Source organism: Phytohabitans rumicis, assembly GCF_011764445.1.
Taxonomy (GTDB): domain Bacteria; phylum Actinomycetota; class Actinomycetes; order Mycobacteriales; family Micromonosporaceae; genus Phytohabitans; species Phytohabitans rumicis.
In genome coordinates, this window is record NZ_BLPG01000001.1 from 560,619 (window position 1) to 580,387 (window position 19,769).

19 protein-coding genes and 1 pseudogene are annotated in these 19,769 nt (G+C 71.5%); 10 read left to right on the top strand and 10 right to left on the bottom strand.

Annotated features, from left to right (window positions below):
- Positions 1-26: 26 nt before the first annotated feature.
- The 3 genes from Prum_RS02420 to Prum_RS02430 all read right to left on the bottom strand — a co-directional run bounded on the left by Prum_RS02420 (position 27) and on the right by Prum_RS02430 (position 3,028).
- Positions 27-1,226: a S1 family peptidase gene (locus Prum_RS02420; RefSeq protein WP_173073581.1), complete on the bottom strand. Its 1,200-nt coding sequence runs from the start codon at positions 1,224-1,226 to the stop codon at positions 27-29.
- A 625-nt stretch (positions 1,227-1,851) separates the two neighbouring features.
- Entirely contained in the window at positions 1,852-2,319 is a 468-nt protein-coding gene (locus tag Prum_RS02425) for a hypothetical protein (RefSeq protein WP_308785326.1), read from the bottom strand.
- Between the two features lie 10 nt (positions 2,320-2,329).
- Positions 2,330-3,028, bottom strand: coding sequence for an NAD(P)-dependent oxidoreductase (locus Prum_RS02430; protein WP_173073583.1), 699 nt, complete (start codon positions 3,026-3,028; stop codon positions 2,330-2,332).
- Positions 3,029-3,095: 67 nt separating this feature from the next.
- Between Prum_RS02430 and Prum_RS53535 the strand changes: the two genes are divergently transcribed.
- Both Prum_RS53535 and Prum_RS02440 read left to right on the top strand, forming a co-directional pair.
- Positions 3,096-3,716: a TetR family transcriptional regulator gene (locus Prum_RS53535; protein WP_281368830.1), complete on the top strand. Its 621-nt coding sequence runs from the start codon at positions 3,096-3,098 to the stop codon at positions 3,714-3,716.
- A 96-nt stretch (positions 3,717-3,812) separates the two neighbouring features.
- Entirely contained in the window at positions 3,813-3,971 is a 159-nt protein-coding gene (locus Prum_RS02440) for a hypothetical protein (RefSeq protein ID WP_178132635.1), read from the top strand.
- Positions 3,972-3,978: 7 nt separating this feature from the next.
- On the opposite strand, the gene Prum_RS02445 is transcribed toward Prum_RS02440, so the two are convergent.
- Positions 3,979-4,296 carry a winged helix-turn-helix transcriptional regulator gene (locus tag Prum_RS02445; RefSeq protein ID WP_173073584.1) on the bottom strand — a complete coding sequence of 106 codons (318 nt, stop codon included), beginning with the start codon at positions 4,294-4,296 and terminating at the stop codon, positions 3,979-3,981.
- A 149-nt stretch (positions 4,297-4,445) separates the two neighbouring features.
- Between Prum_RS02445 and Prum_RS02450 the strand changes: the two genes are divergently transcribed.
- Positions 4,446-5,138 carry a hypothetical protein gene (locus Prum_RS02450; protein ID WP_173073585.1) on the top strand — a complete coding sequence of 231 codons (693 nt, stop codon included), beginning with the start codon at positions 4,446-4,448 and terminating at the stop codon, positions 5,136-5,138.
- A gap of 34 nt (positions 5,139-5,172) precedes the next feature.
- Here the strand turns inward: Prum_RS02450 and Prum_RS02455 are convergent, their stop codons facing one another.
- Positions 5,173-6,294 (bottom strand): sensor histidine kinase, encoded by a 1,122-nt coding sequence (locus tag Prum_RS02455; RefSeq protein WP_173073586.1) that lies wholly within the window; start codon positions 6,292-6,294, stop codon positions 5,173-5,175.
- Complete coding sequence (locus Prum_RS02460; protein ID WP_173073587.1) at positions 6,294-6,857, bottom strand: hypothetical protein; 564 nt, start codon at positions 6,855-6,857, stop codon at positions 6,294-6,296. Before Prum_RS02460 ends, Prum_RS02455 begins: the two co-directional genes overlap by 1 nt.
- Before the next feature lie 95 nt (positions 6,858-6,952).
- Here Prum_RS02460 and Prum_RS02465 point away from each other — a divergent pair, with 95 nt between their 5' ends.
- Positions 6,953-7,606 (top strand): response regulator, encoded by a 654-nt coding sequence (locus tag Prum_RS02465; RefSeq protein ID WP_173073588.1) that lies wholly within the window; start codon positions 6,953-6,955, stop codon positions 7,604-7,606.
- Positions 7,607-7,700: 94 nt separating this feature from the next.
- Positions 7,701-10,493: an AfsR/SARP family transcriptional regulator gene (locus Prum_RS02470; protein WP_173073589.1), complete on the top strand. Its 2,793-nt coding sequence runs from the start codon at positions 7,701-7,703 to the stop codon at positions 10,491-10,493.
- Here Prum_RS02470 and Prum_RS02475 read toward each other — a convergent pair.
- Positions 10,487-11,488 carry a winged helix-turn-helix domain-containing protein gene (locus Prum_RS02475; RefSeq protein ID WP_246277598.1) on the bottom strand — a complete coding sequence of 334 codons (1,002 nt, stop codon included), beginning with the start codon at positions 11,486-11,488 and terminating at the stop codon, positions 10,487-10,489. The genes Prum_RS02470 and Prum_RS02475 overlap by 7 nt on opposite strands.
- Before the next feature lie 104 nt (positions 11,489-11,592).
- On the opposite strand from Prum_RS02475, the gene Prum_RS02480 reads away from it, so the two are divergent.
- Complete coding sequence (locus tag Prum_RS02480) at positions 11,593-14,745, top strand: BTAD domain-containing putative transcriptional regulator (protein WP_173073590.1); 3,153 nt, start codon at positions 11,593-11,595, stop codon at positions 14,743-14,745.
- 177 nt (positions 14,746-14,922) lie between these two features.
- On the opposite strand, the pseudogene Prum_RS50735 reads toward Prum_RS02480, so the two are convergent.
- A pseudogene (locus tag Prum_RS50735) lies at positions 14,923-15,324 on the bottom strand (class I SAM-dependent methyltransferase); the annotation flags it as partial.
- A 3-nt stretch (positions 15,325-15,327) separates the two neighbouring features.
- A complete protein-coding gene (locus Prum_RS02490) occupies positions 15,328-15,543 on the bottom strand; it encodes a 2TM domain-containing protein (protein ID WP_173073592.1) in 216 nt (71 codons plus the stop codon).
- A gap of 198 nt (positions 15,544-15,741) precedes the next feature.
- On the opposite strand from Prum_RS02490, the gene Prum_RS02495 reads away from it, so the two are divergent.
- From Prum_RS02495 to Prum_RS02505, 3 genes are read left to right on the top strand one after another with little or no spacing between them, the layout of a single operon-like run.
- Positions 15,742-16,149 carry a hypothetical protein gene (locus tag Prum_RS02495; RefSeq protein ID WP_173073594.1) on the top strand — a complete coding sequence of 136 codons (408 nt, stop codon included), beginning with the start codon at positions 15,742-15,744 and terminating at the stop codon, positions 16,147-16,149.
- Positions 16,146-16,562: a hypothetical protein gene (locus Prum_RS02500; protein ID WP_173073596.1), complete on the top strand. Its 417-nt coding sequence runs from the start codon at positions 16,146-16,148 to the stop codon at positions 16,560-16,562. The genes Prum_RS02495 and Prum_RS02500 overlap by 4 nt, the downstream gene beginning before the upstream one ends.
- Positions 16,563-16,602: 40 nt before the next feature.
- Positions 16,603-17,532 carry an AraC family transcriptional regulator gene (locus tag Prum_RS02505; protein WP_173073598.1) on the top strand — a complete coding sequence of 310 codons (930 nt, stop codon included), beginning with the start codon at positions 16,603-16,605 and terminating at the stop codon, positions 17,530-17,532.
- 166 nt (positions 17,533-17,698) lie between these two features.
- Here Prum_RS02505 and Prum_RS02510 read toward each other — a convergent pair whose 3' ends face one another.
- Entirely contained in the window at positions 17,699-18,733 is a 1,035-nt protein-coding gene (locus Prum_RS02510) for a saccharopine dehydrogenase family protein (protein WP_173073600.1), read from the bottom strand.
- A 94-nt stretch (positions 18,734-18,827) separates the two neighbouring features.
- Here Prum_RS02510 and Prum_RS02515 point away from each other — a divergent pair, with 94 nt between their 5' ends.
- Positions 18,828-19,766, top strand: coding sequence for a helix-turn-helix domain-containing protein (locus Prum_RS02515; RefSeq protein WP_173073602.1), 939 nt, complete (start codon positions 18,828-18,830; stop codon positions 19,764-19,766).
- Positions 19,767-19,769 lie beyond the last annotated feature (3 nt).

Genomic DNA, 19,769 nt, shown 5'->3' on the forward strand with positions numbered 1-19,769 from the left:
GCGCCGCGGTGCTATTGCCTCCGTGCCTAGGTGGTGCGGACGCGGACGGCGAGGGCCTCGTCGTAGAGATCGGCGACCTGGAAGACGGAGCGGGGCTCGCCGTCGATGCTCGCCTCGCCGACGTGCGAACCGTAGGCCCGGACGCCGTTGTACCAGGGTCCGCCGCTGTCGCCCGGCTGTGTCACGTGGCCCATCGCCACCAGCCGCTTCGACGTGCCGAGCGAGTCGGTGATCGTCACGTCGAGCGCGTCCACAGTGGAGCATTCCTCGGCGTTCGTGGTGCGGCCGTAGACGCAGATGGTCTCGTTGAGCGTGATGTTGGCGATGGGCTCGACGGCGCCGACGTCCCGGATCACCAAACCGTTGGGATGGAAGTCGTCGGGCTCCGGGAAGGTGGTAGTACCCCACTCGACGTCACCCTGGCTGCCGATGTGCTGGGCCTGCAGGGCGAGGGGATGGTTGACGCCGTCGTGCGTGATCTGGTTGACGCTGCAGTGCGCGGCCGTGGAGACGCCGGTGGTGCCACTGGAATTGATCACCGACCAGCCGCTGGTGCACCGGGCCGCGCCGTTGAAGCGGTTGCGCAGGCCGCCGAACGCCGCCGTCTCGCGGCGTACCGCCGGCTTGCCGGACACCGCCAGCGCCACGCCGTCGCCCAAGTCGTTCAGGTCGGCGGGGAGCGAGGCGGCCAGCGCCGCACCCGTGGCGGGCAGGCCGCTCTGCGCCGTCACCGTCGCCGAGACACCCGCGGTGGCGATGTCCACGGCGGTGACGACCTCGGGATACCCCATGCCGACCAGCCGGTCGTGCACGACGGACGCCCGCTTCCGCAACTGCGCCGCGGTGTAGGGCTGGCCGTCCAGGATCCGAACGCCGCTGGCCGCGGCGAGCTGGCGTACCTCGGCGGTCGCCGTCCCCTTGATCAGCAGACTGGGCACGCCGAGCGGCTCCTCGGCGAGCATGCCGCCGACGACGGCCGACTCCCCCAGCCTGAACGCGACCGCGTCCCGCACCCGGTCGAGGCGCAGGCCGGCCTCGTGCTGGGCGCGGGCCTCCGCCACGGTCCAGCCCTTCGATTTGGCGATCACGGCGAGGTCCCATTCGATCGCGGCCGCCTCGTCCTGAAACGTCATCGCCGGCGCGCTCGCTTGCGCCGACGCGCCAAGCGACACCCCGAGTATCACGGCCGCGCTCGCCGCGACCAGCATTCTGGCTCCCGTTCTCATCGGCTCTCCCCAGACTGTGGATCGATTCCGGCCACCTGGCGGTCGACCGCTTGCGGGCACCGTCGCACGGGCGACTCATCGAAACGGCACCGATCCTGCATCGGCTCCCGGTGCGCGAGATCCCGCCCTGCCCCACCAAGTCGAGCGATCGACGCCAGCCTGCGGTGATCATGAAGTTAGCGTCAGGGAGAGCGCTTGCCCTGACGCCAACCTCATGATCACCACAGGTCGGCGTCGATCTAGGAACTATCGTGGGTATAAATCGGACTCGATACCCACGATATCTCCTAGATCGATTTGAGCTGCCGCGATGTGCGTCGTGGTCCGGGCCGTTGCTCCCGCGGCCGCACCCTCCGCGGTTGACGACCCCGTATCCCCGCGAGCGGTGTCCCTGTTGGACCCCGGTGGGCTTGTCTCGCGGGCCAGGCAGCGTAGGTCGGGGATTGAGGTTACGTTCAGGATCGAGTTCTCGCCCTACCCTCTGTGGTTGCCAGCCCCGGGGGCCGGGGCCGTGGGTTGTGGGACGCGGAGGGTGAGGCCGCGGGAGCGACGGCTTGGACCACGACGGGCGTCGCGGCAGCTCGAAATCCCTCGATTTTTTTCTCACCCTCACCGCGAGACGTCTCTAGTCGTGCAGTTCGGCGCGTTCGATTTCGGCGAACGCGGCCGTGAGGTACCGGGCGAGTGGGTACGGCGCCGACGTCAACAGGTGGGCCACCAGCAGCGCAGCGTGCCGGGTCCACAACTCCGGGGCCGGGCGGGGCGCATCCTCGTCCTGGTCGTGGACGCCCAGCGCACCGGTCAACAGGACGAGCACCAGGTGCGGGTCGGGGGGCGGCTCCCACCCCGCGCCCGCCCGTAGGCATTCTGCACCGATCCGGCGGATGTCGTCGCCGGCCAGCCCGTCCGGGTGCAGGTCCTCCAGCAGTAGCCGGACCACCGCACCCAGCACGAGGCCGGCCCCTTCCGTCCCGGCCAGGGCCTTGACGGCCACCTCAAAGGCGTCCCGGTCATCCGCCTGGACGAGGTCGACGGCGTCCGAGGCGGCGACCGCGATCGCGCGCGCGGGAGGGGGCAGGTGGCGCCAGGTCATGGCCATCAGGCTACTTTGCCCGCTTCGCTACGGCTTCGCGCCAGATCAGGCCGGCGATGCTGGGCCGGACCTCGGTGGTGATGACCGCCATCGCACGCTGGACGAACCGGTCGTCGGTGAGCTGGGCCAGCATGCTCGCCGCCAGGTCGGCCCGTGCGGTGAACAGCCCGTCGGCGACGTCCTGCGCCACCTGGTACCTGGTCGCGGTGGGGTGGTCGAACAGTCCGGACGGTCGGGCGATCGTCCAGGCCAGGTTGCTGTCGCGGACGATGGCCTCCATGCGGCGCATGTCCTCGTGCGCGGTACGGCCCATGCGCCGGTTGACGAGGGGGTCCATCACGTAGTTGAAGAAGTGCTCGCCGGTCGGCCGCCAGGTCGGGTCCATGACGCTGGAGCTGACCGTGATGAGGCGCTTGACGCCGTGCCGGTGCATCGCCGCGACGATGTTCGCGTTGCCGTGCGAGTACACGTGAATCGGTTTCGAGGAGAGCGGAACGCCGAGGCTGGACAGCACGGCGTCGCTTCCGGCGACGGCGCGGTCGACCGCCTCGGCGTCGGCGACGTCGGCGGTCACCACGGTGAGCCCGGCACGGGCCTGGATGCCGCCCGCGTGGCGGGTGACCGCGGTGACCTCGTGGCCGGCGGCCAGGGCCTGCTCGGTGAGTTGGCGGCCGGTCGGTCCGGAGGCGCCGAAGATGACGGTTCGCATGTGCTCGCTCCTTGTGGACGAGGTTCGTGGTGTTGACGGTGCCGCGCGGACGGCGCAAAATTCAACCGTGCTGAATAAAACGCGTGGCCGCCCCCGGGGAAACCCCGATACCAAGGCCCGCATCGCCGCAGCCGCCCGTGGCCTGTTCCTGGAGCACGGCTACCAGGGCACGACCGTCCGCGCGGTCGCCGCGGCCGCTGGTGTGGACTCCGCCCTCATCAGCTACCACTTCGGCTCCAAGCAGGGCCTGTTCGGCCAGTCGCTGGACCTGCTGTGTGTCGAGCCGGCCGCCCTCGACCAGGCGCTGCGCGGCGACCGGGCCGGCCTCGCCGACCGGCTCCTCACCACCATGACCGCGCTCTGGGACGCCACCGCACCCACCGAAAACCGGATGGCGTTGCAGGACGACGACACGATGCGCGCGTTCCGCGGCTACCTGGAAAGTGAGCTACTCGTCCGCGTTGCTGAATATCTCGGCGGTCCGGACGCGACCGAGCGCGCCACCGCCGCCGTCGGCGTGATCGGCGGGTTGATCTTCACCCGATACCTCAGCCCGATCCCCGCCGTCGCCGCCCTGCCGCGGGCCGACGTTTGCCGCATCTTCCGGCCCGCGCTTCACGCCGCGCTGCTGGCTCGTGTTCGGCCTCGGTATCGTGCAATGGCTCGGCGCCCGGCAGACACCCCATGACCTCGGGCCGACCGAGCCGCGCTTCGACCTCTTCCTCGACGTTCTGCTACGCGGACTCCCCACCCACACACCCACTGAGCACGGAAGGTGAATCAGATGGACGATCCGAGAACCGACGACACGCTGGGCCGGCGGGCGTTCTTTGGCAGGGCGCTGTTGGCAGCCGGCGCCGTGCCTGCCCTGATAGGACTCGCGGGCTGCCCCGGCGGCGATCAGGACGATGACGACGACGGCGATGACGGCGATGACGACTAGGCTCGCCTCAGCGGGCCTGGCGGCGCATGCTCCACTCGATCAGTGGCTGGAGCACGCGCATCAGCTCCTCGCCGTCGGCGGCGAGGGCGTACCGGATCTGCACCGGCGTGCTCGGAATGACGGTGCGCTCGACCAGCCCGTCGAGTTCCAACTCGCGTAGGCGTTGGGCGAGTAGCCGGTCGGAGATGCCGGGGACGCTGGCCCGGTATTCGCCGAACCGGCTGGCGCCGCGCAGCCCGGCGAGCAGGATGGCACCGGTCCAGCGGCGGCCTTCGACCGCGCCTACCCCGGCGCCATCGGCGAGCGGGGCAAACAGCTGTGGCACCGGTACGACCCCGACGGCGTCTTCCGGCCCACCTCCGTCCTGGGTGGGAGCCGCGAGTACCGCCCTGCGCCGGAGGCGTAGCGGGCCGCAAAAGTCCAGTGTGGAGCCTTGACGGCGCGACCGCCGCGCCGCTCGTTGAAGGAGGTTCCATGCAGGACGGTAGATTCCGGATGCCGCGACGGCCGGCGTTCTTCCGCCGGGGTGTCGTCACGCTGGCGGTGCTCTCTCTGCTGGGCGTCGGGTTTGTCGTGGCGCCACAGGCTGCGCAGGCCGCGACGGGTTTGCGGGCCTTCGTATCGATCGACGTCACGTCCATGAGCCGGCTGCTGCGCGAGGAGGACGACTTCTGGTGCGGCTCGCCCGAATACCTCGTCAAGACCGATGTGGGGATGTTCGAGCAGGCGCGGGTCGCGTGGCGTGAGCACGAGTACTCCAATCCCTCGCCGCACGAGGCATGGTCGCTCACCGCCGACCACTACGTGGACGTGGCTGGCGAGGTGACGACGTTCACCAGCCCGGACTACCCGGCACAGGAGTGGATCTCCGGGCGGATCAACGTCGTGGAGCGCGACGACCCCTGCGCGTTCCCTGATGACCAGATCGACGTCAACCCGCAGCCGGGTGCCGATCCGGCGCAGCTGCAGTTCATCATCGAGCCGTCGACCGGGCGGGTGTTCGCGTACAACTACCGCGACCCGCTGTGGATCGTGGGATGGATCTACGAGCGGCCTACCGGCGGCGCGTGCCGTTTCGCCAGCGGCAAGACCTGCTACGGCAACGTCGAGGTCCGCGCTCCCGGCGGGTGGATCAAGATGACGATCATGCTGGCCGCGTTGGCGTGACCGTCCGGCGCTCCGGCCCGCGGCGGCCCGGCTGTCAGGTGGCGGCCGGACCGCCCCGGGCCGCTGTCCGTGGTAGGACCGCGCGGACGAACCATCCGACGCCGTCGGGGTTTCGGCCCGCGTCGAGCGTGCCGCCCAGTACCCGCAAGCGATCGCGCAGGCCGTCGAGGCCCCGGCCGGTGCCGGCGCGACCGTCCGGCGAGGCTGCGGCACCGGGCCGCCCGGTGTCGCGTACCTCGATCTCCAGCTGCTGGCCGCGGGCGGCGATCCGCACCTCGATCCGCGTCTCCGGTCCCGCGTGGCGGGCCGCGTTCGTCAGGGCCTCGCGGACCACACGATGGCCGACCCGGCGCACGGCCTCGTCGGCGCCCGCGAGCAGCTCCGCCCCGGCCAGGTCGACGTGGACACCGGCGCCACGGACCATCTCCACGACCCCGACCGCGTCGTCCTGCCCGCCCGTCGCGGGGCCCGCGCCCAGGACATCCAGCAGCTGCCGCAGCTCTCCGAGCGCGGCAACTCCGCTCTCCTCGATCGCACCCAGCGCGCGCTCGGCCGCCGACGGATCCCGGTGAACCGCGCGGCGCGCGCCGGCCGCGTACAACATCATCACGGTCACGGTGTGCGCGACCACGTCGTGCATCTCGCCGGCCAGCCGCTGCCGTTCCTGCGCGGCGGCCGTCGCGACCCGCCGCTGGGCCGCGGCCCGCCACCGGCCCAGCCACCAGGCGACGACGAAGAACAGCAGGTACGTCAGCGCCGTCGCGACGGTCCCGGCGACGCGCGCATCGGCTGGCAGCGTGACCGCCTCGTCCTGGACGGCGCCGGCGATCGGGACCAACGCGACGCCGAACGCGAGGTACGAGTCGGTGCGGCGGCCGTACCGCGCGGTCGCGTAGAGCGCGACGAGGCAGGCGACGAACGGCCGGTATCCGGTCACCACGGCGATGCCGACCACCGCGTGCAGGGTCGCCAGGAGGAACACCGCCAGCGGCTGCTGCCGCCGCCACAGCAGCAACAGGCAGCCCACCGGGGCGTACCCGAGGATGACGAGCTTTTCCGCCGGGGTGAGTGTCGGCCCGAAGTTGGCCGACAGCAACAGGTCGACCGCCATGCATACCGCGACGAGAGCGGCGTCGCGCGGGCCGACCCGTCGCATCAGTCCACGAAGGACGGATTCGGGCCGTCCGGATCCCACCACGGCGACATGCGGCACAGCCACGGCCGGAACAGGTGCGGTGGCACGGACAGGTCGACCGGCGGGAGATCCGGTCCGATCGCGTTCTGCGTCGCGCTCAACCACCGGTCGTCGGGAAGCCATCGGATCTGCTCGGGCACCATCGGGGCGTAGACACCCCAAGGCCCCTGGCCCGGAACGGCGCCGCCGGTGACCGACTCCACCAGCAGGTCGAGCCGGGCGGCGCGCCCCGGGTAACTGGACGGCCCCAACAGCTGCGCGTGGCCGAGCGCGACCGTCTTCTCGTACCCCTTCAGGCGGACGACGGAGACCCGCCCGTCCGGGAAAGGCCGGGCCCTGCTCACCTCGACCGGACCCTGGCCGGCGGCGACCGGACCGATCACGACGTCGAAGCCGCGCCTGTTCGCCATCAGCACGTCAGCGGTGACGAGCAAGATGGTCGGCCCGATGAGCAACCCCGGCCCGAGGTGGCCGCTGCGCAAATCGGGGGCGCCGGGCTTCTGAAGCGAAACGACGCACAGCATCGATGCTCCTGTCGGATGATCGGCGCCTCCATGGCGCCCGCATAACGCGGTCAATAGCCTAGGTGCCCACAGCCGTAGCGGTAAGGGAGGTCGCGGTGGCCATCCGGGTCCTCCTCGTCGACGATCAGCCAATGGTCCGGGCCGGCCTGGCCCTCCTCCTTGCGGCGGAGCCTGACATCGAGGTCGTCGCCGAGGCCGGCGACGCAGACGAGGCGCTGGCGGCGTGGCGCCTGACCGACCCCGCCGTGGCCGTGCTCGACGTCCGGATGCCGGGCACCAGCGGCGTGGACCTGGCCCGCACGCTGCTCGCCGGCGACGGCCGCCTCCAGGTGCTGATGCTCACGAGCTTCAACGACGAGGACGCGGTCGTCGCGGCCGTCCGGGCGGGAGCCGCCGGCTTCATCCTCAAGGACGCCGCGCCACAGCGGCTGGCGGAGGCGGTGCGCGCCCTGGCCAGCGGCGACGGCTGGCTCGACCCCGCGGTGACCCGCGCCGTCCTGTCCCGCCTCGGCCCCACCTCGCCCCTGCCGCCGCCGTCGCGCACCACCATCGCGCGCCTGACCACCCGGGAGCGCGACGTGCTCAGCCTCGCCGCGTACGGGTTGAGCAACGCCGAGATCGCAGCCCGTCTGGTGGTTGCCGAGAGCACGGTCAAGACCCACATGAGCGGCGTACTCCTCAAACTCGGCCTCCGCGACCGCGTCCAGGCGGTGGCGCTGGCCTACCGGTACGGCTTAGTCAACGAATAGGGATCGGCCGTCGGGCTATCAGCGTCATTCGGCGGCGCCCGAATGACGTTGACCATCCCCGACCGGCACGCACACGCTGTCCACGGAGGTCGCCGTGGAATTTCACGTACTGGGTCCGCTCCGCGTCACCCGCGGTGGGACAGAGGTCGCTCTCGCCGCGGCGTACAAGCAGCGGTTGACGCTGGCGCTCCTGCTGTCCCGGGCGGATCAGACCACGTCGACCGAGACGCTCGTCGCGGCCGTCTGGGGCGACCGGCCGCCGGCCTCGGCACGCCGCAACATCCAGCTGTACGTCCACCGCCTTCGAGGCTGCCTGGGCGCGCAGTGGCTGCGGACCGACCCGAACGGGTACGGCGTCGTAGCTGGCGACCGGCTCGACGCGACCCGCTTCCGCCAGCTGGCGGCCCATGGCCGCAAAGCGTTGCAGGACGGGAGTACGCGGCAGGCGGAGGCCACCTTGCGGGCCGCCCTCGGGCTGTGGCGTGGCGCCGCGTACGGCGAGTTCGCGGGGTGCGAGACGCTCGCCGCGGAGGCGGACCGGCTGGACCGGCTGCGGTTGGACGCCCACGAGGATTGGGCGCGTGCGCAGCTGGCGCTGGGCCGGCACCGCGAGGTGATCACCGATCTCACCGACCTGGTGCAGGCGCATCCGTACCGGGAGAATCTGTACGAGTGCCTCATGCTCGCGCTCTACCGCGACGGGCGGCGCGCCGAGGCCCTCGAGCTGTTTCGTCGTGCCCGTACGCTGCTGGACGAGCAACTCGGGGTCGAGCCGGGGACCACGCTGCAGCGGCTGCACCAGACGATCCTGCGTGGTGAGGAGCCCGCCGTACCGAGCCCGGCCCCGCCTACCCGGGTGCCCCGCCATCTTCCCGTCAACGTGGCCGGCTTTGTCGGCCGGCGCAAGGCGTTGGGCGTACTGGATGGGCTCCTGCCCGATAGCGCGACCGGGCCCGCGGACCCGCCGTCCATCGTGTTGATTACCGGCACCGCCGGCGTGGGCAAGACGTCGCTTGCCGTGCACTGGGCGCACCAGGTCGCCGACCGCTTCCCGGACGGGCAGCTCTACGTCAACCTGCGCGGGTTCGACCCCGACCAGCAGGCGATGGACCCGGTCGAGGCGATACGGGACTTCCTCGACGCGTTCGGCGTGCCACCCGACCACGTCCCCGCCGGCCCGCAGGCGCAGGCCGGCCTCTACCGCAGTGTGCTCGCGGACCGACGGGTCCTCGTGGTCCTCGACAACGCGCGCGACGCCGAGCAGGTGCGGCCGCTGCTGCCCAGCTCGCCGCGGTGCCTGGCCCTGATCACCAGCCGCAACCAGCTGACGGCGCTGCTCGCGACGCACGGCGCCACGCCGCTCCCGCTCGACCTGCTCACCACCGCGGAGGCGAGCCACCTCCTTGCCCGGCGCGTCGGAGCACAGCGCATCGACGCCGAACCGGAGGCGGTGGACGACATTGTCGGCCGGTGCGCGCACCTGCCGCTCGCCTTGGCCATCGTGGCGGCGCGGGCTGCCACGAAGCCGAGGTTCTCGTTGCGCGCGTTGGCCGACGAGCTGGGCCGGGCCCGGGGCAGGCTGGAAGCCTTCACCGGCGAGGACCTCGCCACCGATGTGCCGACGGTCTTCTCCTGGTCGTATCACCGGTTGACCGCCGGTGCCGCGAGGCTGTTCCGGCTGCTGGGCCTGCATCCTGGTCCGGACGTCGCCGTACCCGCGGTGGCCAGCCTCGCCGGCGTGCCGACCGGCCAGATCCGTCCGTGGCTGGACGAGCTGACCGAGGCGCACCTGATCATCGAACGCGCGCCAGGACGATACGCCCAGCACGACCTGCTCCGCGCCTACGCGGCCGAACTCGTGCACGCGAGTGACGGCGAACCCGACCGGCGCGCCACCGTCAACCGGATGCTGGATCACTACCTGCACGGGGCGCACACCGGCTCGGTGCTGCTCTACCCACATCGCTACGCCATCGCCGAGCCCGCGCTCACCCCGGGCGTCACCCGGGTCGAGCTCGCCGACCACGCGCAGGCACTGGCCTGGTTCAGCCAGGAGTACGCCGTGCTGCTCGCCGCGATCCAACTGGCCGGCGGCACCGGTCACGACGCGCACACCTGGCAGCTGGCGTGGGCCCTTTACACGTACGCGGACCGGCGTGGGCACTGGAACCAGCACGTCACGGTGCAGCATCTGGGGCTGCACGCCGCACAGCGCCTGGACGACCCGGTCGCACAGGCTCACTCCCATCACTGCCTGGGCAGCGCCTATACCTTCCTGGAGCGGTACGACGAGGCGCACCGGCAGTACGAGCGGGCGATCGGCATGTTCGACCGGGCCGGTAACCAGGTCGGCCGGGCACACAGCCACCTCAACCGCGCGCTGGTGTTCGAACACGATCAACAACTCGAGCCGGCGCTGGAGCACGCCCAGCAGTCTCTTGACCTGTTCCGCGCGGCCGGCCACCGATCCGGACAGGCCAAGGCCCTCAACGCGGTCGGCTGGTACCAGGCCGCACTCGGGCAGCTCGCACCCGCCCTGGTCAACTGCCAGCAGGCCCTCGACCTGCTGCACGAGATGGGCGACCGGTACGGCCAGGGCCTGACCTGGGACAGCGTCGGCTACGTGCAACACCTCATCGGTGACTACGACGCCGCGCTGCTCAGCTATCAGCACTCGGTGGATCTCTGGCAGGAGCTCGGCGATCGGCACACCGAGGCCACGGTGCTCCAACGGCTCGGCGACAGCCACCTCGCCACCGGCGACGCCGACGCGGCCACTGACGCATGGCGACGCGCCCTGGCCATCCTCGAAGACATCGCGCACGCCGACGCCGACCAGGTGCGGCACAAGCTCGCGCAGACCAGCGCCCCACCGGCGACTCAGTAGGCCGAGTAGTTGTGCTCGAGCAGCGCGAGGCCGAGCGGGGTGAGCTGATGTCGCATCCGGTTGCCGTCGCGGTAGCTGAAGACCAGTCCGGACCGGCGCAGGACGCCCGCGTGTTCGCTGGCGGACGCGGCCGAGATCCCGACGCGGCGGGCCAGTTCCTCGGTGGTACCCGGATTCGTGCTGATCGCCTGCAGGACCGCCGCCCGGGTCGCACCGATCAGCGCCTTGAGCGGATCGGGCTTCGCCTGCTCACGCAACGGCAGGACGTCGGGCCGGCGCTCGATCGGATAGATCAGCACCGGCGGGAGCGCCGGGTCCAACATGGTCAGTGGTCCGCTGACGCAGAAGTACGACGGGACCAGCAACAGCCCCCGGCCGTCCAGGTGAAGCTCCTGGTCGCGGTGGGTCGGCACGCGCAGCTCTCCGGCCGACCAGGTGGCGAGCGGGCGGAGGCTGCCCAGCAAGCCCTCCACTCCCCCGCCGGCCAACGCGCTCACTCTGGCTGACCGGTCCCGGTCGATCGCGGTCTCGATGCCGTGCCGGTACGGGGCGATTATCAGGTCATGACACGCCCGCATTGTGTCGGTGAGCTCCGTGAGCATCCGCGGATTCCCCTCCGCGACCTCGCGAACGCGGGCCGGAAGCGGCCGAGAGCGGGCCAGCTGGAGCACATCCCGGCGAAGCAGATCTTTGGGTGTACGACGGATCGCCTCCAAACCGTACTCAAGCCCGCGCATCGCCTCGATCGGGTTGAGAAAGTCCGGGAAGTACCCGACGTTCGGGTTCAGGGCCGTCAACAGCCTCAGCGGCGGGCCAAGATCGGCACGGCGGAGCACCGCGGTGGCCCCCCGGCGCCAGCCGGTGAACAACAGGTCGCCACGCTGGGGTTTGAGCATCTGTAGCGCCAGCACCAGCTCCCACAGTGGATCCGGGCCGGACGCGATACGGGTACGCGCGAGATCCTCGCCGGTGAAGTAGATCCTGAGCATGGCCATCCCCCGAAAATGCCAAGCGTCGGCACAACAAACCTACTGCGACCGCGAGGGGTTGTCGCATCCGCCAATTCCCCGGGCGAGGGCATTCGCTCACCATTGACGGCATGGCTTCCTCCGGCGGACACCCGCGTCTGCAGATTCTCGGTCCGTTGCGGATCTGGCGGGACGGCGTCGAGCTGGACGCCGGGCCTCGGCAGCAGGCGTACCTGCTCGCGGTGCTGCTCGCCCGCGCGGGCAAGCCGATCAGCATGAGCGAGTTGATCGATCTGATCTGGGACGACGACGTCCCGGCCTCGGCGCTCAACATTCTCCAGAAGTACGTCGGCGCGCTGCGTCGGTTGCTGGAGCCAGCGCTGCCCGCGCGTGAAAGCGGCTTGTACCTGCAGCGCCGCGGCAACGGTTATCTCTTCGCCGCCGGCCCCGGCATGCTGGACGTCGTCGCGTTCCGGGAGCTGGTCGAGGCGGCCAGGACCGGCGTCGCGGAGCAGCGGCCCGATGCGGCGCTCGACTCGTACGTGCGGGCGCTGGGGCTCTGGCACGGCTGCGCCGGTGAAGGGCTGGCCCACGGATCGACCGCGATGCCAATCTTCGCCTCGCTCGATGGCGAGTTTCTCGACGCCTGCGTGGAAGCGGCCGAGCTCGCGATATCGCGAGGGCAGCCCGAGCGCGTACTCCAGGCGTTGCACCTGGCCGCTCGGACGGCGCCGTTGCACGAAACCGTGCTGGCCGGTCTCGTCTCCGCCCTGGCCGCCGCCGGGCAACAGGCAGAAGCGCTGTCGGTGTTCCGGACGGTTCGCGCCCGGCTCGCCGAGGACCTGGGCATCGATCCCGGCCCGGCGCTGGTGGCCGCACACCGGCGGGTGCTGCAACAGACACCGGCCGAGAAAACGCCCGCCGAGCGGTTGCCTACGCCGCCCGCCGGCCGCCTGGTCGGCCGGGCCGAGGAGCTCGCGGTGCTGCGGCAGGCGGTGGAGTCGGCGCTTGCCGGAGGCACGCGGCTCGTCGTCGTCGAGGGAGAGCCCGGAGTGGGCAAGACCCGCCTGCTTGAGGAGGCCGGCGCCCTGGCGGACCGGCGCGGTGCGCTCGTGGTCTGGGGTCGCTGCCTGGAGGGGGACGGGACACCGTCGATGTGGCCGTGGGTGCAGGCGGTCGGCGCGGTCCTCGACGGCCTGCCGGCGGCGGCGCGGCAGGAGTGGCACGCCGGCGAGCTCGGCCGCCTCGTGGGACCGCACAGCGGCGTTCCCGCAACGCCGGTGCTGCCGGAAAACGGCGCCCGGTTCCGCCTGTTCGAGCAGGCTGTCGCGCTCATCGGCCGGGTATCGGCGCGGCGGCCGGTGGTGCTCGTCGTCGACGACCTGCAATGGGCGGACGCCGCCTCGCTGGATCTGTTCAGTCACCTGGCGGCCCGGCTACCGGCCGGCACTGCGGTCATCGGCGCGCTCCGCGACCGGGCACCCACACCCAGCTCAGAACTGGCGCGGATGCTCGCCGCGGCCAGCCGGCTGCCCCGTCACCGCCGGATCCGGCTCGGCCCGCTCGGCCCGGCCGAGGTGGCCGAACTGGTCCGCCGGGAGACCGGCCAGGACCCCGACCCCGGTGTCGCCCGCAGCATCCACGCCCGCACCGCCGGCAACCCCTTCTTCGTCCGGGAGCTGTCCCGGCTCCTCGCCGACGACGGCGAACTCACCCAGGACGCCGCGGCACGGACCGGAGTGCCGTCCACCGTCCGGGACGTCGTCCGCGACCGGATGGCCGGACTGGACGACGACGCCAGATACCTGGTGCAGATCGCCGCGCTGATCGGCCGGGACGTCGATCTCGCGCTACTCGCGCGCACCGCCAGTCTCGACGCGCAGACCTGTCTGGACCGCCTCGAGCCCTTGGAAGGGCTCGGCCTGCTCGAGCCCTCGCCCGGCGACCCGTACTCGTTCCGCTTCGCACACGACCTGGTCCGCGAGTCGGTGGCCGGCACCACCCCGCCGCTGCGCGCGACCCGGCTGCATCTGCGGGTCGCGGACGCGCTGGAGCGCACGGCCACGGACGACGAGCCGGTGGCCGAGCGCCTCGCCCATCACCTGTGGGCCGCCGGCCCACTCGCGGACCCGGCCCGGACCGCGGCCACGCTGGTACGCGCGGGCCGTTGCGCGGCGGCAAAGTCAGCGCTCGGGGCCGCTGTGCGCCACCTGCACTCGGCCGCGCAGGTGGCGCGGACAGCGGGCCTGGCCGAGCTGGAGCTGTCCGCCCTGTCGCTGTTCACCGCCGTGGACGGGATGCGGGAGGGGTACTACGGCTCGGCGCTCCAACTGCTGGAGCGGGCCGAGCACCTGGCCCGAAACCTCGGCCGGGAACGGCAGGCCGCCGACTTCCTCTTCTCCCGCTGGGTGGCTTACGCCCAAGGCATCCGGCTCGACCGCGCAGGCCCGCTGGCGCGTCGTCTGCTGGAGCAGGGCGAGGCGTCCACCGACCCGATCGTCCAGGCGTACGGCCGGTACGCCTGGGGCATCCACCAGTGGGAAATCGGCAATATCGGCGAGGCGTTCCGGTACCTGAGCCAGACCCACTCGACCGTGCTCGACGAGCTGGCACACGGTGGCGAGGACCCACTCCGGCGCGATCTGCGACTGCTCGGGCCCGTCATGCTCGCGCTGATGACCGCGCTGCACGGTGACCTCGACGCGGCACGGGCACTGCTCGACACGATCGAGGCGGCCACCGGCGACGAGCCATATGTGATCACGGTCTGGGCCGCCTTCGCCGTCACGGTCGCGGCGCTTGCCGGCGACCCGGCGCGGGCGCTGCTCGTCGCGGAGAAAGGGATAGCCGTGGACCCCGAGTTCTCCTTCGTCTACTTCGGCGGCTACCAGCGGCTGGCGCGGTGCTGGGCGCGCGCCGTAACCGGCGAGGACCCGGCCGGCGCCGCGGCGGAGGCGCAAGGGATCATCGCCTTGGCGCTGGGCGACCCGCCGCGCTCGGGCCTTGCCACCTGGTACGGGCTGCTGGGCGAGATGTGGCTGGCGGCCGGGAGGTTGGACGAGGCGGCCGCGGCCCTCGACCGGGCAGACTCGCTCCTCGACAGGTACGGCGAGCGCTACGCCGAGGGTCTGCTGCTCCTGCTACGGGCGCGGCTGATGCGGGCCCGCGGCGAGCCGGTCGCGACCGTCCGGGCCGCCGCCGAGCGGGCCCGGGCGCTGTCCACTGAGCACGAGGCCCACCTGTTCGCCCGCCGCGCCGAGGAACTGCTCGCCGGGCTCGGCTGATGGCCTCGCGTACGGCCGGCGGCAGTAGTACACCTGGGCGGGCGGGAGGTTGGCCCACTCCGTCCGGCTGATGACGACCTCGTCGAACCGCGACCGCAGGGATCGGAGCAGACGCCGGGCGGGTGGGGCCCACCGGGCGTGCACGTACGCGAACGTGGTGAACACGCCGTGCGGCGGCAGGGCGGCGACCACCGCGGACAGCAGGTCGCGCTGACGGTTCTCGGCGAACGCCGCCCACGGAAGGCCACTGACCACGACATCGGCCCGGCTGAGCCCGCGCCGCGCCAGCACCGCGGCGAGGTCGGTCGCGTCCGCGTTCACGACGTCGACCGCCGGTTGGAGCGCGGCCAACCGCTGCGCGAACCGCGGATTGACCTCGACAGCGATGTGCCGGCCGCGTCCGGCGAGGCGCCGCTGGATGGCTTCGGTGAAGGCGCCGCTGCCCGGTCCGAGCTCCACGACGACCGGGGAACCGGTTCGGGGCACCGCCGCCGTCGCCACCCTGGCCAACGCCGGGCCGCTCGGCACGATCGCGCCGACCGCCAACGGATCGCGCACGAACTCAAGCAAGAACGACACAGCTCAGGGACCGGTGTTCACTTTGGACGGCGAGTAGACCGCCCAAATGTGGAACGCGAGACCGGTGCCCCAAGCCAGAATCGACCACACGGGCCAGAAGTGTTGCTCCGGGGTGAAAAGCCACCACACCAAGACCTGGACCAGATTGGCCAGCACATAGCAGAGTAGGTGGACCCGCAGGCCCCACTTTATGGCGGCTTCGCTTTTCTTCGACTTCATGCTCGCAGGCTAAATCGACGCACTTGACGAAGACGGAACCGTTCGTGGATCCGCCCGCGGGTGCGCGGCCGTCTTCGTTCAGCGCTCGTCAAGTACCCGGTTACGCGTACCGGATTTGGCGCGCTTTGCAACCGGTCTGGCGGAGAACGTCGTTGCCCGGCCCTCCCCGCCGGGCCGAGCATTCACCCCATGCGCTTCATGACGTGGTTCGTACGAGTCGCGGGCGTGTACAACGCCAGTGCGATCGTGGTTTTCCTGACGCCCGGCGCGCCCGAGGCGGTCGGCCTGCGGATGCCCGACATCGAGTTCTGGGTCTGGCTGCCCGCGCTGGTCGGGTTGTTCGCCGGTGTCGTGCTGGTGCTGTCGGCGGTCGACCTGCGCCGGTTCGGCGCGTTCCCCTACTGGAACGGGATCGTCCGGCTGGTCTTCGTGGTGGTGGTGTTCACAGTGGACCTGCCCGAGCAGGCCGGGGCGTTCGTGACGGTGCTGGCAATCGGTGACCTGCCGCTCGCCCTGATCACGATCTTCGGCCTTCCGTACGTCCTCGGGTGCGGCCACGGCGACCTGCTGCGCAACCGGCTGTACCCGATCGGATCCGTCGCATGAGCCGGCTGGTCGACCTGCGGTTCGGCTTGGTCCTGGTGGCCGTGGTCGAGGCGGCGTATGCCCTGATCGGCCTGCTCCCGCCGAGCCTGCTCGGCAAGGTCACCGGCTGGGACCTCAGCCCGGACGGGCAGTGGGTGGCCAGGCTGCTCGCGGTGGCGCTGGCCAGTCAGGCGCTCGTGGCCTGGGTGCTGCGGCACCGCCCGCACCGGGGCGTCGCCGGGTGCCTCGCGTTCTACCAACTGGCGAGCGCGACCGTGGACTGGCTGGTCTGGCTTACGATTCCAGGCGTCTTCGCCACCACCCAGGCGAAGGTCGGGGTGCTCGTGGCGATCCCGACCCACTACCTGATCGGGCTGCTGCTCATCCTGGGAATCCGCGTAAGCCGAGGCCATGACACCACCCACCAGATGTAAGGTCCCGGTCGGGCTGGAGCCCGCACTCCGGGCGTGTGGCGTGGCTCCCGGCGATGTGCTGGCCCTCGCCGGGCTGCCCACCGGCCTGTTCTCCGTACCGGGCGCCGCGCTGCCGGTCCCCGCGTACTTCGAGCTGTGGCGCGCCATCCGGAAGGTCAGCGACGACCCGGACATCGGGCTCGCGCTGGCCCGCGCGATCCGGGCCGACTTCACCGAGCCGTACTTCCTGGCCGTGTTCAGCTGCGCCACGCTCGGCGCGGCGGTACAGGTCGTCGCCCGGTACAAGCGCATCCTCAGCCCCGAGGACGTCGACCTGGACGTCGACCGGGTGGGCGGGGAGGCAACGGTGACGTACCGCTGGCCGGCCGGCGTGGGACCCCCGCCGCAGGCACTGGTCGACGCGGAGTTGGCCTTCCTGACCGAACTGGCCCGACGGGTAGCGGTCGACTCGCCACTGCGGGTGGAGCTGGCGGCGCCGATGCTGGACGCGCCGAGCGGCCACGCGGCGTACTACGGTTGCCCGATCCGGATCGGCGCGCCACGCAACGCGCTGGTGCTCGCCGCCGCCGACCTCGACCTTCCGCTCGGTACGCACAATCCGGCGTTGTTGCGGGCGCTGGTGCCCTACCTGCGGGCCAACACCCCGGCGGCGCCGGGCGGAGAGGTCGAGCAGGTGCGTTCGGCGATCGCCCGGCGACTGCCCGGGGCGCGGCCGACGGTCGATGCGGTGGCCCGCGACGTGGCGATGAGCGGCCGATCGTTGCAGCGGCTGCTGCGCGAGCACGGCACCGCCTTCCGCGAGCTGCTGGACGAGGTGCGACAAGAGCACGCCCGGGGGTACCTGCGTGCCACCTCGTTCAGCGACGCCGAGGTCGCGTTCCTCCTGGGGTTCGGCGATCCGGCGTCGTTCTACCGGGCGTTCCGGGCCTGGACCGGCATGTCGCCGGGCCGCTTCCGGCAGCAGAACTAGCGACGTCTCGCGGTGCGGGCGAGTAAAGATCAAGGACTTTCGCGTCGATCAAGGGCATATGGTCGTGGTTTGGAGATCAAAGCACGGCCGTTCGCCCTTGATCGACGGGGGAGCCCTTGATCGACGCACGCCCGCGGGCGCATGCGATCGTCTAGGGGGAGTGGAGTCACGCGTATTCGAGCGTGATGTGCGCGGACAGCGCGCGGAGGAAGTCGGGCGCGTCGAAGATCTCGCCGGCGGAGGCGACGCCGCTCGTCATCGTGCGGCCGCCGAGAATGCGATCGACCGCTTCGACCGCCAGCGGTGCGCTGATGGCGTAGATGTCCCGGCCGCTGGCGACGACGCGGCGTTGGGTGTCGCCGGAGCGCACGATGACGTCGACGGTGAACGTCTGCGCGGACCGGCCAAGCTCGTCGACCGCCGCCGGTGCGGATGCGTCCGGAGCGGCCAGGTCCGTGGCCGCGTCGGTGGTCATGTAGGTGCGCACCTCGGGGATGGACAGGTGGCTGGGGACGGTGACGACGTCGGCCATCGTGAACCCGCCGAGGACGGTCCGGGGGCCCAGCGGAGCGGGAAAGTCCCATTCCAGGGTCGGCAGGTCGCTCTCGTCGACGTAGTACTCCAGCCGGCCACCGGTGTAGCGGACCCGTTGGCCGTCGCGCCGTTCCCGGGAGACGGTGCCGGAGGCGACGGTCCCGGCCGTGGGGTGCCAGCTGCTCAGTCCGTACGCGACGTGCGCCTCGTCGGCCGCCGTCCAATCCCCCATCGCCGCGGTGACCAGCAGATCGCCGAGTCCGCCGTAGAAGGCCATCGCCGGGACCACCGCGACGCCCGCGGTCCGGGCGCGGTCGGTGAAGTGCGTGAACGTGTCGAGGTTGGCCTCGATCTCGGCCGCCACATCGACGTACGGGACGCCGGCGCGCAGGGCGGCCTCGATCACGGGGGCCGCGGTCGAGGCGAACGGGCCGGCGGTGTTGATGACCGCGGCCGCGCCCTTCAACGCCAGGTCGAGCGAGGCCGGATCGTCGACCGACGCCACCCGGTATTCGAGCCCCGGATGCGACGCCGCCAGCGCCTGGAGCTTGCCCGCGTCGCGGCCGAGAAGGATCGGGACGAACCCGCGATCACGCAACTCCGTCACCACGAACCGCCCGGTGTGCCCGTACGCACCGAACACCGCCACGCTCTGCCCTGAGCCCATTTCTTGCTCCTCCAAAGATCGTCTGAGGAAATCCTCTCCGCAGCGACCGGACCCGGCCAGTGTCTGGAACGCCATGCCCCATACAATTTCGGACATGGCCACGATCGCGCTCGCCGCCACCGACGGGATGCTGCACTTCGAGCTCGCGATGGCCTGCGAGGTCTTCGTCCGCGACCCCTCCGGCCTGGCCGACCCCTGGTACGACCTGGTGGTCTGCGGCCCGGGCCCGGTGCGGGTCGGCAGGTTCCTCATGGAGCCCGACGACGGGCTGGACCGACTCGCCCACGCCGACACTGTGATCGTCCCGGCCGTGGACGACGCCGACGCGGACGTGCCGCCCGACCTGCTCGACGCCGTCCGCGCGGCCCACGAGGCGGGCGCTCGGATGGTCTCGCTGTGCACCGGCGCGTTCGTGCTGGCCGCCGCCGGGGTGCTGGACGGGCTGCGCGCGACCACGCACTGGGCACACACCGAGGCGCTGGCCGCCCGGTATCCCCGGGTGCAGGTCGACCCGGACGTGCTCTACGTCGACAACGGCAACGTGCTCGCCTCGGCCGGCAAAGCCGCCGCGATCGACCTGTGCCTGCATCTGATCCGCCGCGACCACGGCTCGACGGTCGCCAACGCCGTCGCCCGCCGCCTGGTCGTGCCGCCGCATCGCGCCGGCGGCCAGGCCCAGTTCGTCACCACTCCGGTGCCCGCCCGCGACGACCATCCCCTCGCCGACCTGTTCCCCTGGGCGATGGAGCGGCTGAACCGTCCGCTGACCGTGGAGGACCTGGCTCGCCAGGCGAACATGAGCTCGCGCAACCTGGCCCGCCACTTCAAGTCGGTAGCCGGCACCACCCCGTTGCAGTGGCTGTCGACGCAGCGGATCCGCCGGGCCCAGGAACTGCTGGAGAACACCGACAACAGCATCGACGCCATCGCGCAGGCGGCCGGCATGGGCACCGCCACGACGCTGCGCCGGCACTTCAACCGCGCCGTCGGCGTGCCCCCGGACGCCTACCGTCGCACCTTCCGCAGCGCCTGAGCG